At 35.3% G+C, this 17,091-nt stretch carries 9 protein-coding genes; 7 read left to right on the top strand and 2 right to left on the bottom strand.

Features of this window, described 5'->3' with window-relative positions; translation table 11 throughout:
• Window positions 1–100: 100 nt before the first annotated feature.
• From QMG60_RS05950 to QMG60_RS05940, 3 genes are all read left to right on the top strand, one after another.
• Window positions 101–2,308 carry a TonB-dependent receptor gene (locus tag QMG60_RS05950; RefSeq protein WP_281867194.1) on the top strand — a complete coding sequence of 736 codons (2,208 nt, stop codon included), beginning with the start codon at window positions 101–103 and terminating at the stop codon, window positions 2,306–2,308.
• Window positions 2,309–2,528: 220 nt separating this feature from the next.
• Window positions 2,529–4,631, top strand: a complete 2,103-nt coding sequence (locus QMG60_RS05945; RefSeq protein WP_281867193.1) for a prolyl oligopeptidase family serine peptidase — start codon at window positions 2,529–2,531, stop codon at window positions 4,629–4,631.
• Between the two features lie 228 nt (window positions 4,632–4,859).
• On the top strand, window positions 4,860–5,852 hold the full coding sequence (locus tag QMG60_RS05940; protein ID WP_281867192.1) for a Gfo/Idh/MocA family oxidoreductase: 993 nt from the start codon (window positions 4,860–4,862) through the stop codon (window positions 5,850–5,852).
• 239 nt (window positions 5,853–6,091) lie between these two features.
• On the opposite strand, the gene QMG60_RS05935 is transcribed toward QMG60_RS05940, so the two are convergent.
• Both QMG60_RS05935 and dnaE read right to left on the bottom strand, forming a co-directional pair.
• The gene (locus QMG60_RS05935; protein ID WP_057115850.1) at window positions 6,092–7,051 is read right to left on the bottom strand and encodes an outer membrane beta-barrel protein; all 960 of its coding nucleotides are present in this window, start codon (window positions 7,049–7,051) and stop codon (window positions 6,092–6,094) included.
• 178 nt (window positions 7,052–7,229) lie between these two features.
• Window positions 7,230–11,765 (bottom strand): DNA polymerase III subunit alpha, encoded by a 4,536-nt coding sequence (dnaE, locus tag QMG60_RS05930; RefSeq protein WP_057115849.1) that lies wholly within the window; start codon window positions 11,763–11,765, stop codon window positions 7,230–7,232.
• A 454-nt stretch (window positions 11,766–12,219) separates the two neighbouring features.
• On the opposite strand from dnaE, the gene QMG60_RS05925 reads away from it, so the two are divergent.
• The 4 genes from QMG60_RS05925 to leuD all read left to right on the top strand — a co-directional run bounded on the left by QMG60_RS05925 (window position 12,220) and on the right by leuD (window position 16,857).
• A complete protein-coding gene (locus QMG60_RS05925; protein WP_281867191.1) occupies window positions 12,220–13,023 on the top strand; it encodes an SDR family oxidoreductase in 804 nt (267 codons plus the stop codon).
• 234 nt (window positions 13,024–13,257) lie between these two features.
• Window positions 13,258–14,178 carry a helix-turn-helix transcriptional regulator gene (locus QMG60_RS05920; protein ID WP_281867190.1) on the top strand — a complete coding sequence of 307 codons (921 nt, stop codon included), beginning with the start codon at window positions 13,258–13,260 and terminating at the stop codon, window positions 14,176–14,178.
• A 517-nt stretch (window positions 14,179–14,695) separates the two neighbouring features.
• Window positions 14,696–16,090 (top strand): 3-isopropylmalate dehydratase large subunit, encoded by a 1,395-nt coding sequence (gene leuC / locus QMG60_RS05915; protein ID WP_057115846.1) that lies wholly within the window; start codon window positions 14,696–14,698, stop codon window positions 16,088–16,090.
• Between the two features lie 170 nt (window positions 16,091–16,260).
• Window positions 16,261–16,857, top strand: coding sequence for a 3-isopropylmalate dehydratase small subunit (gene leuD, locus QMG60_RS05910; RefSeq protein WP_057115845.1), 597 nt, complete (start codon window positions 16,261–16,263; stop codon window positions 16,855–16,857).
• Window positions 16,858–17,091: the final 234 nt, after the last annotated feature.

The raw sequence follows: 17,091 nt of genomic DNA, 5'->3' as shown, positions 1-17,091 counted from the left end.
AATCCTAACTTATTTTTAATTAGGATCAGAATGCTTTGCTGCTCGTTTTGGTTTTCATTCAAAAAAGAAAAAATCAATTTAACTATAGCATCATTTTCAAATGAAAAAAATTGTAATTACCCTTATTTTAGGGTTCTCGAGCATTCTTACTGCTCAAAATTCGGTTTCAGGTATTGTAACCGATGCTCAAAATCAGCCATTACCAGGAGTTTCAGTTTACGCACCTGAATTACATAAAGGAACAACAACAGATGTGAACGGAAAATACGAATTAAAAAATCTTCCAAACGGGAGTCTTCGCATTGCTTTTTCTTATGTTGGATATGCTAATCAGAATCAAACTATTGCGAAATTAGTAAAGGAAAACACCCTTGATATTATTCTTTTAGAATCTGTTTTAGAAATGGATGAAGTGGTTGTTTCTACGCCTTTTAATAAATTGCAATCGCAAAACGTAATGAAAATTGAGCACGAAAGCATTAAAACATTACAGCAAAAAGGTACCTCAACTTTAATTGAAGGTTTAGCAACAATTCCTGGAGTTTCTCAGATTTCGACTGGAACTTCTATCGGAAAACCAGTAATTCGCGGACTTAGCGGTAATCGTGTTTTAGTATATTCTCAAGGCGTTCGTATCGAAAATCAGCAGTTTGGAGACGAACATGGTTTAGGTTTAAATGATGCCGGAATCGAAAGTGTCGAGGTTATAAAAGGACCAGCTTCCTTATTATATGGTTCTGATGCTTTGGGAGGAGTTTTATACTTTAATCCAGAAAAATTTGCTGATGCTGGTGATTTTAAAGCTAATTTCAGTCAAAAATATTTCACTAATACGCAGGGAAGTAATTCTTCTATCGGATTAAAAACTTCGACAGATAATTGGAAATTCTTAGTTCGTGGAAGTTACAACACACATTCTGATTACAAAATTGCCGATGGCGACCGCGTAACCAATTCGCGTTACAATGAAACTGATTTTAAAACTGGAATTGGATATAGCAACTCTACTTTCTCTAGTGTTTTAAGATACAATTACAACAAACTAGATATCGGAATTCCAGAAGATGGAATTGCAGAACAATCTTCAAGCAAAGACACTCAATTTCCGAGACAAGGAATTTTTAATCATTTATTGAGTTTGAATAATGTAATCTTTTTTGAAAACTCAAAATTAGATGTTGACTTAGGTTATATCGCTAATGATAGAAGCGAATTTGAAGACAGTAACGAGGCTTCTCTTCACATGAAATTGAATACTTTCAACTATAATGCAAAATATCATTTACCTAAATTCGGAAAAATCGAAACTATTTTTGGAGTTCAGGGAATGCATCAAACCAATAAAAATTCTGGTGAAGAATATTTAATTCCAGATGCTACAACCAATGATTTTGGCGTTTTTGGAACTGCGAATTACGAATGGGATAATAGTGTTATTCAAGCCGGATTGCGTTTTGATAACAGAAATATTACTTCAATTGCTCACGGAACTGAAGGCGAAGAAGGCTATTTTCAAGCTTTAGATAGATCGTTTGACAGTTTTAATGCTTCTTTGGGATATAAAACAAAACTGGCAGAACCGTTGACGCTTCGTTTAAATGTGGCAACTGGTTTTAGAGCACCAAACTTAGCTGAATTAACTTCAAACGGTGTTCACGAAGGAACAAATCGTTATGAAATTGGAAATGCTAATTTGAAAACAGAACAAAACGTTCAGACTGATTTGAACTTAGAATACAAAAATACACATTTCGAATTCTTTGTTAACGGATTTTACAATCACGTAAACAATTATATTTATACCTCTCCAACTGGAGACGTTTTAGATGATAATGATGTTTTTGCTTATGTTCAAGATAATGCAAAATTGTTTGGAGGCGAAGTTGGTTTACACTTTCATCCGCATCCTTTAGATTGGTTACATTTTGAAACTAGTTTTGAAACTGTAACAGGTAAAAAAGACAATGATGATTATCTGCCTTTAATTCCTGCTAACAATTGGAACAACACGCTTAGAACTGAATTTAATATCAAAGATTGGTTAAGCGAAGGTTTTGCTTCATTAAATGTTTCGTCTACTTTCAGCCAAGATAATGTAAGCGGATTTGAAACTGCTTCTAAAGGTTATACTTTAGTAAATTTAGGTTTTGGAGGAACTGTAAAACTAGGAAAAACAGCATTTGACATTAACTTAAACGGAAACAATTTATTTGATAAAAAATATATTGCACACCTTTCTAGATTAAAAACAGACGGAATTCCGAATATTGGAAGAAATATCGTTTTGGGAGTAAATTTTAATCTATAATATTTAATTTAACCGCAAAGAGCACAAAGAGTTTACACAAAGTTCGCTAAATTTAAAAAGTTGTAATTAAAAAATCTCGCAGAGACGCAGAGACGCAAAGTTAAAAAAACCTCTTTGCGACTTCGCGTCTTTGCGAGATTAAAACATTGCGCTCTTTGCGTTAAACATTTACCAATCTCACAAAAAGTGCTATTTTTGTTACAACAGATAAAAACTAACTATGAAAAAAACATTTTTATTAATGACACTTACAACCGCAGGAATTTCATTCGGGCAGCTAAAATACCCTGAAACAAAAAAAGGAGAAACTGTTGATGTATATTTTGATACCAAAGTAAGCGATCCGTACCGCTGGCTTGAAGACGACAAATCTGCAGAAACTGGAGCTTGGGTAAAAGCTGAAAATGAAGTTACTTATGGATATTTAGATAAAATTCCGTTTCGTGAAGAACTTAAAAAACGAATGGAAAAACTATGGAACTATGAAAAAATAGGTGCTCCTTTTAAAGAAGGAAAGTTTACTTATTATTCTAAAAATAATGGTCTTCAAAACCAATCTGTTGTTTATAGAAAAGATGCAAATGGAAAAGAAGAAGTTTTCTTAGATCCGAATACATTTTCTAAAGACGGAACAACTTCTCTTGGAGGTTTAGATTTCTCTAAAGACGGAAACAAAGCCGCTTATTCTATCTCTGAAGGAGGAAGTGACTGGAGAAAAGTAATTATAATTGATGCTCTTTCTAAAAAAGTTTTAGAAGATACTTTAGTTGATGTAAAATTCAGCGGGGTTTCTTGGCACGGAAATGAAGGTTTTTATTACTCAAGTTATGACAAACCTAAAGGAAGTGAATTATCTGCCAAAACAGATCAGCATAAATTGTATTTTCATAAACTGGGAACTTCTCAAAAAGAGGATAAAGTAATTTTTGGTGCAGATCAAAAAAGAAGATATGTAAGCGGTTATGTTACCGAAGATGATCATTTTTTAATTATTTCTGCTGCCAATTCTACTTATGGAAATGAATTGTACATCAAAGATTTGACGAAACCTAATAGTCCAATTGTTACGATTGTAGATAATTTCAATAGTTCAAACTCAATTATTGAAAATGAGGGAACTAAGTTATTTATAGAAACTGACTTAAATGCTCCAAACGTACGCGTAGTTACTGTAGATGCTGCAAATCCGAAGGTGGAAAACTGGAAAGATTTTATCAAAGAAACTGAAAATGTTTTATCTCCTTCAACTGGAGCAGGATACTTCTTTGCTAATTATACAAAGGATGCTGTTTCATTTGTACAACAATATGATTACAACGGAAAATTGGTTCGCGAAATCAAACTTCCTGCTGTTGGAACTGCAGGCGGATTTGGCGGCAAAAAAGAAGAAAAGATTTTGTATTACAGCTTTACAAATTACACAACTCCAGGAAGTATTTATTCTTTTGAACCAAAATCTGGTAAATCAGAAGTATATCAAAAACCAAAAGTTGATTTCAAAAGTGAAGATTACGAGTCTAAACAAGTATTCTACAATTCAAAAGACGGCACAAAAGTTCCAATGATTATTACTTATAAAAAAGGAATCAAATTAGACGGTAAAAACCCAACTATACTTTACGGTTACGGCGGATTCAATATTAGTTTAACTCCAAGTTTCAGTATAGCAAATGCTGTTTGGATGGAAAATGGAGGTGTTTATGCAGTTGCCAATTTAAGAGGTGGCGGCGAGTACGGTAAAAAATGGCATGATGCAGGAACAAAATTGCAAAAACAAAATGTATTTGATGATTTTATTGCTGCGGCAGAATACTTAATTGCTCAAAAATATACTTCATCAGATTATCTAGCTATTCGCGGAGGATCGAACGGAGGTTTATTAGTTGGAGCAACTATGACGCAGCGTCCTGATTTAATGAAAGTGGCTTTACCAGCGGTTGGAGTTATGGATATGCTTCGCTACAATGCTTTTACAGCTGGTGCAGGATGGGCTTTTGATTATGGAACTGCTCAAGACAACAAAGAAATGTTTGAATACTTAAAAGGATATTCTCCTGTTCATAATGTTAAAAAAGGAACTCATTATCCTGCAACAATGGTAACTACAGGTGATCATGATGATCGTGTGGTTCCAGCGCATAGTTTCAAATTTGCTTCTGAATTACAAGAAAAACAGACAGGAGAAAATCCGGTATTAATTAGAATTGATGTTAAAGCTGGTCACGGTGCAGGAAAATCTGTTGCTGCTTCGATACAAGAAAATGTAGACATTCAAGCTTTCACACTTTACAATATGGGTTTTAAAGCTTTACCGAAAAAGTAAAACTTTAAACTGGATTTTTTTAAGCCACGAATTCACGAATATATTTTGTGAATTTGTGGCTTTCTTTTTTGCCACATATAAAAGGATTAAAATGATTTATTCGCGTGCTTTTAATTTAATCTGTGAAAATCCTTTAATCTGTGGCAAAAATTCAAAAAATAAATTCGTGACAATTCGTGTAATTCGTGGCAAACCTTTTTTAAATTTGAGAAACTAAAAAACCAAACGATGAAAATTATAAAATGGGGAATTATAGGCTGTGGGAATGTAACCGAAGTAAAAAGCGGACCCGCTTTTCAGAAAGCCCCAAACTCTGCTTTAGTTGCTGTAATGCGAAGAGATGCCGCACTTGCTGAAGATTATGCAAAACGCCATAATGTTCCGAAATGGTACTCAAACGCCGCAGATTTAATAAACGATCCAGAAGTCGATGCTGTTTATATCGCAACTCCTCCATCATCTCATAAAGAATATACTATTTTATGTGCCAAAGCCGGAAAACCAGTTTATGTTGAAAAACCAATGGCGCTGACTTTTGAAGAATGTAATGAAATGATCAGCGTTTGCAAAGAACATAATGTTCCGTTGTTTGTTGCTTATTATAGAAGAGCTTTACCGCGTTTCTTAAAAATAAAAGAAATTATCGACCAAGGAAAATTAGGAACAATAAGACATGTAAACTGTGTTTTATATCATCCTTTTGAACAGCGCTATGATGATGAAATCAATCTTCCGTGGACTGTTCTGCCTCACATTTCCGGGGGTGGAATTTTTGTTGATTTAGCGTGTCATACTCTAGATTTTCTAGATTTCGCCTTAGGTCCGATAAAATCAGTTCGCGGTCATGCAACTTCTCAATTACAAGCTTATCCTGCTGAAGATGCTGTTTCGATGTCGTTTTTATTCGAAAACGGAATTCACGGATCTGGTCTATGGAATTTTGCCAGTTTTGAACGTTATGATAATACTGAAATTGTGGGTGATAAAGGAAAAATTTCTTTCTCAACTTTTGGCAATGATCCTTTGCATATTCAATATGCAGATGGAGAAAAAGAAAGTATTACGATAGAAAATCCATTACATATTCAACAGCCATTTATAGAAACTGTGATTGCTGAACTTTTAGGAGAAGGCGCTTCTCCATCAAAAGGGATTTCTGGCTCAAGAACGACTTGGGTTATTGATGAAGTTTTGAAAGAGTTTAGAAATTCTTCAAAATAATAATATTTAGAATTGAATAGCCTCCAGCTTTAGCTGGAGGTTTATGAATTTATTACAGTAATAGGGCTTTAGCCAAATTTAGGTTTGGCTAAAGCCTTTTTATTCTAGTCCATTTTCAACCTCCAGCTAAAGCTGGAGGCAATTCATCGTAAAAACTTTGACAAAGGCTGGTATCTGTAAAAAAAAAGAGGATATTCGTTATGAATATCCTCTTTTTGTAAACTATAAAAAGTCTAAAATTACAAGCTGTATTTAAGACCGAAAGTCAACCCTAATCCAGAGATCCCAACATACGAACTAATATCATTCATAGCATCATTAGGTCTAGTTGTATCAGTAGGAATATTTGTTGTTGCAGTATTTGGATTAAACAAATAGTGATTAGACCCTGTGTTTAATTGCTTAACGTAATCAACATGACTAGCAGAATAAGAAGCGTCTGGACGGAAAGATGTAGGCGTGTTTAATTTGTCTACACCATTTTCAGTATATACCTCTGTTTCTTTACTTTTACCATGAACAGTAAAGTTACGGTACTCTAATTCTGCAAAAACAGCTATGTGCTTACCTAATTTATATGATGTTCCTAAAGCTGCCAAAAACCCTACTGTTGGATTTGGTTTTACTACATCTTTAGCATAACTATTGACAACTCCCGCAGGATTAGTGTAAGTTCTAGTAGTTTCGATTGTTAAATCTCCGTGTATAGGTACAATAACTCCTACTTTCGTATAAGGTTCAAAGCCGTGAGATTCTCCTAAAAACAATACAAGAGCTGGAGCAACATCAAAAGCTTCAATTTTCCCAACTGCTTTTCCACTAGCAAAAGTAGGTCCAGCAGCAACTAATCTATTAGTGGTTTGAACCATAGTTTTACTAGCACTGCTAAAATAATTAATTCCCATTTCAACTCCCAAACGAGCTGTAAAACGATATCCTGCAGTTATACCTGTACGAAATCCTTCCCCAAATGAGCCGTGATTTGTTTCTCTTGAAAGTAATGTTGTACCATCTGCGGCATAAACATCTGTATTTGGCAATGCACCATTTACAATTGGAAACTCTGTAGCTGCTGTTTGAATAAAATAAGATCCACCTAGTTTAAAATACCAGCTTTCTGGTTTATCTGCTTTTTCTGTTTGCGCCATTGTGGCCATAGAGCAAACTAATAATCCTAATAAAAATAGGTTCTTTTTCATAATTCTGATTTAATTGATTAATACAAACTTAGAGTATTTTAACATATTCTTATAGTTTGTAAAGTTAGACTTGGCACGAAAACGTTGTAATTTTGGGCAATATTACTAAAAAAGTATTATGCATGCATATTTTTAACTAAAAAATTTAACATCTGGTTAAATTTTAACTGTTAATTTTTTAGTTCAATTTAAAATTGATCTGCATTTTCTCCAATTCCTGCAATAATTCAGTTGAAATTCTCACTTTTAAACGACGACTTGGCATAGTTAATTTCGTCACGACTTTTATTTCTTCAACCTCATTTACCTCTTGCACTTTTGTACTTTCAAGTACTTCATCTTCGTTTTCATTTTCATCTTCAAAAACGGCATCATCGGGTTCAAAATCTGTTGGTGTTTCTACCTCAACTAATCGTTTTATCTTTTCTAATTCCATGATTTCAAAAGTCACAGAATTATCTCCCTTGTTCTCGTTAAACAAATGACTCAGTTTATGAATAAATTCTGCCTGAATATCTTTAATATTTAATAGGACAATTAGTTTCTTAGCAAAAGCTTCTAAAATATCCTGCAGTTGTCGTATCTCTACAAACTGCATCCTCGGTTCAGATTTTTTACCTGTGTCATGATTTACCCAACCGTCTTTTATCAATATCTTTATGTAGGCAAAATTATTCTGAATCAGGAAATGACGGAATTTTAAATATTCTTCACCAAAAATTTTAAACTCATAACTTTCGTCATATCCTTCTAAATTAAATACAGCCCAGCCTTTTCCATTTTTAGCTACACGGTGCTGTACGTTATTAATGATTCCGGCGAAGTTCAAATTTTTACCCACATATTCATTCATACTTTTTAATGCTTCTAATCGGGCATTACAGAAGTATTTCATTTCAAATCTAAAATCGTCCAGAGGATGTCCAGAAATATAAATTCCGACAACTTCTTTTTCTTTGGCCAGTTTTTCCATTGTACTCCAGTCCTCGCATGGAGGCACAACTGGTTCTGCAATTTGTACTTCGCTGGTTTCCCCAAATAAACTTACCTGAGAGGAATTTTCATTTTCCTGAAACTTCGATCCATAACGCATTGCTTTTTCATAAAATGTAATTCCGTCGCCATCATCATGAAAATACTGCGCTCTGGTTGTTCCTTCAAATGAATCAAAACCACCGGCAAGAGCTAAATTCTCAATCGCTTTTTTATTGGCAGCACGCAAATCAATTCGCTTCGCCAAATCAAAAATCGATTTGTATCTTCCGTCTTTTCTGTTGGCTACAATAGTTTCAACGGCTCCAGAACCAACACCTTTAATCGCTCCCATTCCGAAACGAACAGCATATTCATCATTTACCGTAAATTTATAATACGATTCATTTACACAGGGACCCAAAACCTGTAATCCCATACGCTTACATTCTTCCATGAAAAATGACACTTGTTTAATATCATTCATATTATTCGAAAGTACCGCTGCCATATATTCTGCAGGATAATGCGCTTTCAAATAAGCCGTTTGATACGCAATCCAAGCATAACAAGTCGAGTGCGATTTGTTGAAGGCGTAACTCGCAAAAGCTTCCCAGTCTTTCCAGATTTTCTCTAGAATTTTAGCATCGTGACCTTTAGCAGCAGCTTGTTCCACAAACTTCGGCTTCATTTTATCTAGTACGTCTTTTTGTTTCTTACCCATCGCTTTACGCAAAACGTCGGCCTCACCCTTTGTAAATCCTGCCAAAGACTGAGACAAAAGCATTACCTGCTCTTGATAAACCGTAATTCCGTAGGTTTCAGACAAATATTCGGCACAGGCATCTAAGTCGTATTTAATTTCTTCGTCACCATTTTTTCTTCGAACGAAAGACGGAATATACTCCAAAGGTCCTGGACGATAAAGTGCATTCATCGCAATTAAATCTCCAAAAACTGTTGGTTTCAGATCTTTCATGTATTTCTGCATTCCAGGTGACTCGTATTGGAAAATACCTACCGTTTCACCTCTTTGGAAAAGCGCATACGTTTCTTCATCATCAATCGGGAAATTATCTGGATCTAAATCAATTCCTGTTCTATATTTTACCAGTTTAACGGTATCTTTTATCAGCGTAAGGGTCTTCAGACCCAAGAAGTCCATTTTAAGCAGCCCGGCACTTTCTGCAACCGAGTTATCAAACTGGGTTACATATAAATCAGAATCTTTTGCGGTAGTAACGGGAACATAATTCGTAATATCCGACGGCGTAATGATTACCCCGCAGGCGTGAATTCCAGTATTACGCATTGATCCTTCCAGGATTTTTGCCTGCTGAATGGTTTCTCCTGCCAAATCATCTTCATTGGCAATCGCGATTAATTCTTTTACATTATCAAATTCGTCAGAACGAAGTGCTTTTTTTACCTCTTCTTCACTTTCAGAAATAAAACGTGCCAAATTCCATTTTGACGGCATCATTCCCGGAATCAGTTTGGCAATTCTGTCGGCTTCGAACAAAGGTAAATCCAGTACACGAGCGGTATCACGAATTGCCGATTTGGTTGCCATTTTACCATAAGTGATAATCTGCGCCACCTGTTTTTGTCCGTATTTATTGATTACGTAATCCATTACACGTCCACGACCCTCGTCATCAAAATCGATATCAATATCGGGCATCGATACACGGTCAGGATTAAGGAAACGCTCAAAAAGTAAGTCGTATTTAATAGGGTCAATATTGGTGATTCCGAGGCAGTACGCAACGGCAGAACCCGCTGCAGATCCACGACCTGGCCCTACCGATACGTCCATTTTTCTGGCTTCGGCGATGAAATCCTGTACGATCAAAAAGTAACCTGGATATCCAGAATTCGAAATCGTTAATAATTCAAAATCCAAACGTTCTTGAATCGATTCTGTAATTTCGCCATATCTTCTTTTGGCACCTTCCATAGTAAGGTGTCGCAGGTATTTATTTTCACCTCTAACACCGCCGTCTGCTTCATCTTCGGGAACCATAAATTCTTCTGGAATATCAAATTTCGGAAGCAATACATCTCGATAAAGAGAATATCCTTCAACCTTATCTATAATTTCCTGAATATTGATAATCGCTTCTGGCAAATCGGCAAAGAGTTTTTTCATCTCTTCTTCCGACTTGAAATAATATTCCTGATTTGGAAGTCCGTAGCGATATCCTCGACCGCGTCCAATAGGTGTTGCCTGCTTTTCACCGTCTTTTACACAAAGTAAAATATCGTGGGCATTGGCATCTTCTTTGTTTAAATAATAAGTATTGTTGGTCGCAATTAATTTGACATTATGCTTTTGTGAAAACTCAATCAGGGTTTTGTTTACGCGATTTTCATCTTCCTGATTGTGGCGCATTACCTCTAAATAGAAATCTTCGCCAAATTGTTCTTTCCACCAAATTAAAGCTTCTTCTGCTTGATTTTCACCAATATTCAAGATTTTACTCGGAATTTCTCCGTATAAATTCCCAGACAAGACCATGATATCTGCTTTATATTGCTCCACAATTTTTCGGTCAATTCTCGGAACATAATAAAATCCCTCCGTGTAAGCAATCGAAGCCATTTTCGCCAGATTATGGTAACCAGCTTTATTTTTCGCCAGTAAAACAACCTGATAACCGTTGTCTTTTTTGCTTTTATCTAAATGATTTTCACAGATATTAAATTCACAGCCAACAATTGGTTTTACCTCAGTTTCTGTTGGCTCTTCTCCCGCTTCAACCAGAGCTTTGTTTTTTCCAGATGCTGCTTTGTTATGGTTCATAACGGCGCTCACAAAGTGAAAAGCTCCCATCATGTTTCCGGTATCCGTCATGGCAACTGCAGGCATTCCGTTTTTGGCTGCAGCCGCAACAATATTTCCGATTCCGATAGTGGACTGCAGAACCGAAAACTGTGTATGATTGTGTAAATGAGCAAATTTTGCTGCTTTAAAATCTGCTTTATCAGATTCTGAAACTACAGTTGGAGTATCATCAACTTGTAAAGCTTTGATTTGTTCCCTAACTTTTTCAGAAGCCGCTTTTAAATTGATATGCTTTAAACCAATCAGTTTAAATTCCTGCGGATTTCTATCTTGAAATTCTTTGAAATATTCCTTCGGAACGTCTAATTCTTCTTTGGTAAAAACTTCTCTTCTTACCAATTCCAAGAAACAACGCGTAGTTGCCTCAACGTCGGCAGTTGCGTTGTGCGCTTCCGCGAATGGCTGATTGAAAAGATAACTGTGTAATTCTGTTAAGGTTGGAAGTTTGAATTTTCCTCCACGACCTCCAGGAAGCTGCAATAACGAAGCCGTAACTTCTGTACAAGTATCTAAAACCGGCATTGTACCCATAGGAGAATCCACGCCCATTCTATGAAATTCAGCTCCCATAATATTAACGTCGAAACCTAAATTCTGACCAACGATAAATTTGGTTTTGCTTAAAGCGATGTTGAATTTTTCTAAAACTTCGGCCAAAGAGATTCCATCGGCTTCAGCCAATTCAGTCGAGATTCCGTGAATACGTTCGGCATCATACGGAATATTAAATCCTTCTGGTTTTACCAAATAATCCTGATGCTCAATAAGCTGTCCCATTTCGTCATGAAGCTGCCAAGCGATCTGTATACAGCGGGGCCAGTTATCAGAATCGGTTATCGGGGCATCCCATCGTTTTGGTAATCCGGTTGTTTCGGTATCGAATATTAAATACATATGTTTAAATAGCAAAAATTAAATTCCAAATTCCAAACTTTTCCAATATAACCATCTGATTATATGGAACGTAAAAAATCGCTTTGCAAATTATGGAGAGAATTCAAATTTACGCTTTTTTTAGAGAAATAACGAAGCGAAAGTTGTTAACAAAAGCACTTTTAACACCTTGTAAAATGTAATTCTTAAAAAACTCAAAATATGGATTTCAACGCGGATGACACAGATTCGTTATCACGAAAGACGCTGATTAAAACGGGTTTTTCAGATAAAATACAAAATCCGTTTTAATCAGCATTTTTGCAAAGCAAATCCGTGTCATCCGCGTTATAATTTTACGTTAAATCATCGATTATTCATTTTGAACACTCATTACACCAAAATGAACACTTTTAAACTGTGATGTATCCTGAACTTTGCTTCATCAAATTATAACAATTAAAAAATAATAATCATGAAAACAATTTTTATCACAGGTGCATCATCAGGTTTAGGAAAAGCAACAGCAAAATTATTCCACGAAAAAGGATGGAATGTAATTGCAACTATGAGAACTCCAGAAAAAGAAACAGAACTTTCTAATTTAAAGAACGTAACGCTATTACCGTTAGACGTTACAGATTACGATCAAATACAAAATACAGTTCAAAAAGCACTTGAAATTAGTGACATCGATATTGTCTTTAACAATGCTGGTTATGGGTTAATTGGCCCTCTAGAAAGCTTTTCAGATGATCAGATCACAAAACAATTGAATACTAATTTATTGGGAGTAATTCGTGTTACAAATGCTTTTATCCCGTATTTCAGAGAAAGAAAAAGCGGATTATTTATTTCAACAACTTCAATTGGCGGATTGATTTCTTTTCCTTTAGGATCAATTTATCACGCAACAAAATGGGGGTTAGAAGGCTGGAGCGAAAGCATGGCTTATGAATTAAATCCATTTGGAATAAATATTAAAACAGTTTCTCCAGGCGGTATTAAAACAGAATTTCTGCATGGCTCTCTTGATACAGGAGCAAAACCCGAATACGAGGCCATGACCAAGAGTATGTTTGCAAGTGTTGACACGATGTTTGAAATGGCATCGACTCCAGAGCAAATTGCCGATGTCGTTTATGAAGCTGCAACTGACGGAAAAAATCAATTAAGATATGTTGCCGGAGAAGACGCAAAAGCACTTTACAAACAACGATTAGAGTTAGGCGCTGAAACTTTCCGTACCGAATTTGGAAAACAGTTTTTGGGTGCGTAATAATTCCTGATGAAGCTATCTAAAAAGCATTGAACAATCTTTTATTAAGCTCCAACGGAGCGAAATATTCACACAATACATTTATATTTCGCTCCGCTGGAGCTTTGCTCTCAATAATAAATACGATTTCTATACATATTTCGCTTCTCCGAAGCTGGTCTTTCAAAATCAAGAAGATTGTTTAATACTTGTCGGAAAGCCTGATTAATCCTATAATTTTCTTATTTTTATATCATGGAAAAGAAAAACAATAATCCGGAAAAAATCTCTTCTATATCGCAGTTTCATAACCTGCTTCGATTGCCCAAACCGCTTCATCCGATGGTGAGTTTGGTAGACAATACACAATTGGTCATTAATGGAGACTTAGCGAATCATGCCTTTTTACTTGATTTCTATAAGGTATCTTATAAGTTTTCCACTAATGGCAAAATGGGCTACGGTCAAGGCTATTATGATTTTAATGAAGGCGGACTCCTGTTTGCTTCTCCCAATCAGTTAATTTTTACTGAAAATGAAGAAGGTGCTGAATATGGCGGTTATACACTACTTTTTAATCCAGATTTTATTCGAAATTATCCTTTGGGAAAAAGCATCAAAAAATACGGTTTCTTTTCTTATGACACCAACGAAGCACTGCATCTTTCTGACAGCGAAAAAACAATTATTATAGGTTTATTAAACAGTATTGACACTGAACTTCGGAACGCTATAGACGAAATGAGCCAGGATGTAATTGTTTCGTATATTGATGTTTTGCTGAATTACAGTAATCGTTTTTATAAACGTCAATTTATTACCAGAAAAACAATCAGTCATGACTTATTAATCAAAGTTGAAGAAACGCTGGATAATTATATAAATAATGCCGAAACCCTAAAAGAGGGTTTACCAACAGTAGATTTTCTTGCCTCCAAAATTAACGTGTCTACACACTACCTAAGTGACATGCTCCGCAATTTAACCGGACAGAATACACAGCAGCACATTCATTCAAAACTGATTGAAAAATCAAAGGATTTCCTAATTACTACCGATCTTTCAGTCGCAGAAATTGCGTATCAACTGGGTTTTGAATATCCGCAGTCGTTTAGTAAATTATTTAAAAAGAAAACAAACCTTACTCCTCTCGAATTTAAAAATTCATTGAACTAATTTTCAAAATTATTAGCAGCAAAAATTCCCTTTTTGACTAAAAAAAACATAAAATTTTATAAAAATATACTTCTTGGATGTCGTAGTATTTTGATACTTTATTGAATCTAAATAATGTCAATTAAACTCCTTTAAAAGCTTTAAAAAACCGCAAAAGCATGGCTTGCACACAGAAATCAAAACTAACAATTATTACTATTTTTATTCATTTTGTTAGATTTTTTTAATTAAATCCTTATATTTTATAGCGATTTTGAGATAAATTTGCAAACTATTAAAACAAAAAACAAACAAGGAAAATTAAAGCCGAAAAAGAAAATCAAAATCAATTTCTTTATCATTTTTCTTTCAAATTTTAATGCATAAAAGCAGTTTCGCAATTTGTAATTTAATTTGGGTATCGTATATAATGAAATATTGAAATTGACGCTTTTCTATCTTTTTTTACTTTTGTTTTGCTATTATAATGAACAGGAGATTGCTGTGGTTATAGAAATTACAATTAAAAAAAATAAAAATGAGTAAGACATTATTTGACAAAGTATGGGATTCACATGTAGTGCGTAAAATTGAAGATGGACCAGATGTGTTTTTTATTGACCGCCATTTCATTCACGAAGTTACGAGTCCTGTTGCTTTTTTAGGATTAAAATCAAGAGGCGTTAACGTACTATATCCAGAACGTACTTTTGCAACTGCAGATCACAATACACCAACCATAAACCAACATTTACCAGTTCAGGATCCGCTTTCTGCTAATCAGCTTAAAGCTCTTGAAGACAATGCAATCGAATACGGAATTTCTCACTGGGGATTAGGTCATCAAAAAAATGGAATTGTACACGTAGTTGGTCCTGAAAACGGAATTACTTTGCCAGGTGCTACTATTGTATGCGGGGATTCACATACGTCTACTCACGGTGCTTTTGGAGCTATTGCTTTTGGTATCGGAACTTCTGAGGTTGAAATGGTGCTTTCTACTCAATGTATTATGCAGCCTAAACCAAAGAAAATGCGTATCAACGTAAACGGTCAATTAAGCAAAGGTGTTGGTCCAAAAGACGTTGCACTTTATATTATCGCTCAATTAACTACTTCCGGAGGAACAGGATATTTTGTTGAATATGCTGGTGATGTTTTTGAAAACATGACTATGGAAGGTCGTATGACTGTTTGTAACTTAAGTATCGAAATGGGTGCTCGCGGCGGAATGATCGCTCCTGACCAAACTACTTTCGATTTCCTTGAAGGAAGATTATATGCTCCTAAAGGTGAAGCTTGGACAAAAGCTGTTGAATATTGGAAAACTCTTAAAACGGATGCTGATGCCGTGTTTGATGCTGAATTAAACATTAAAGCGGAAGATATCGAACCAATGATTACTTACGGTACAAACCCAGGAATGGGAATTGGTATTACAAAACATATTCCGAATGCCAACCAAGTTGAAGGCGGTGAGGAAACGTATAAAAAATCTTTAGCCTACATGGGCTTCCACGAAGATGATGTGATGATTGGAAAACCAATTGATTATGTTTTCTTAGGAAGTTGTACAAACGGACGTATTGAAGATTTTAGAGCTTTCGCAGAAATTGTAAAAGGAAGAAAAAAAGCAGATAATGTTACCGCTTGGTTAGTTCCGGGTTCTCACGTTGTTGAAGCGCAGATTAAAGAAGAAGGTATTTTGGATATTTTGACAGAAGCTGGTTTCGTATTACGTCAGCCGGGTTGTTCTGCTTGTCTAGCAATGAACGATGACAAAGTTCCTGCTGGGAAATATGCAGTGAGTACTTCAAACAGAAACTTTGAAGGCCGTCAAGGTCCTGGATCAAGAACACTTCTTGCAAGTCCAATTATGGCTGCTGCAGCTGCGGTTACAGGAAAACTAACAGATCCGAGAGAGTTATTTTAATTCCCGCTGTAAGCTTTAAGCATTAGGCTTTAAGCTTCTAACAGAATTTAAAAAAGGCCTACAGCTTAAAGCTTATAGCCTAAAGCAAATAAAAAATAAACGCTGTGCAAAAAGCTTAAAGCATACAGCTTATAGCCTAAAGCAGAAAACAGCCTAAAGCAAAAACAAAAATGGCATACGATAAATTTAATATACTTACCAGCAGTGCAGTGCCACTGCCAATTGAGAACGTTGATACAGATCAAATTATTCCAGCTCGTTTCTTAAAAGCTACAAAACGTGAAGGTTTTGGAGACAATCTTTTTAGAGACTGGAGATACAACGGAGACGATACTCCAAAAGCAGATTTCGTTTTAAATGATTCAACTTACTCTGGAAAAATCCTTGTGGGAGGAAAAAACTTCGGTTCAGGATCTTCTAGAGAGCATGCTGCTTGGGCAGTTTACGATTACGGATTTAGAGCTGTAGTTTCTAGTTTCTTTGCTGACATCTTCAAAGGAAACTGTTTAAATATTGGTGTTTTACCAGTACAAATCAGTCCCGAGTTTTTGGAAAATATCTTCAAAGCGATTGAAGCTGATCCTAAAACAGAATTAGAAATCAATCTTCCAGAACAGACTATTACTTTATTGTCAACTGGTCAGCAAGAATCTTTTGCTATTAACGGTTACAAAAAGAACAATATGATTAATGGCTTTGATGACATTGATTATTTACAAGATATGAAAGAAGATATTAAAGCTTTCGCTGATAAACTTCCTTACTAAATAGAAATCTCATTCAGGATATTAGACCCGACAGGTTTCAAAGACCAGTCGGGTCTTTCTAGAATAATAGGACGCGGATGAAACTGATTTCCTTTCGCAAAAGCGCGGATTGCCACGGATTTTATTCTATTCAATATAAAAAAATCCGTTTTATCAGCGTCTTCGTAAAGCGAATCCGTAAAATCAGCGACAAAATTAAATAGGATATTAATAATATTCGACCCGTTAGAAACA

The organism is Flavobacterium sp. GSB-24 (assembly GCF_027924665.1).
Classification (GTDB): domain Bacteria; phylum Bacteroidota; class Bacteroidia; order Flavobacteriales; family Flavobacteriaceae; genus Flavobacterium.
Note: the sequence above shows the minus strand (reverse complement) of the source record. Positions and strands in the feature narration are given on the sequence as shown.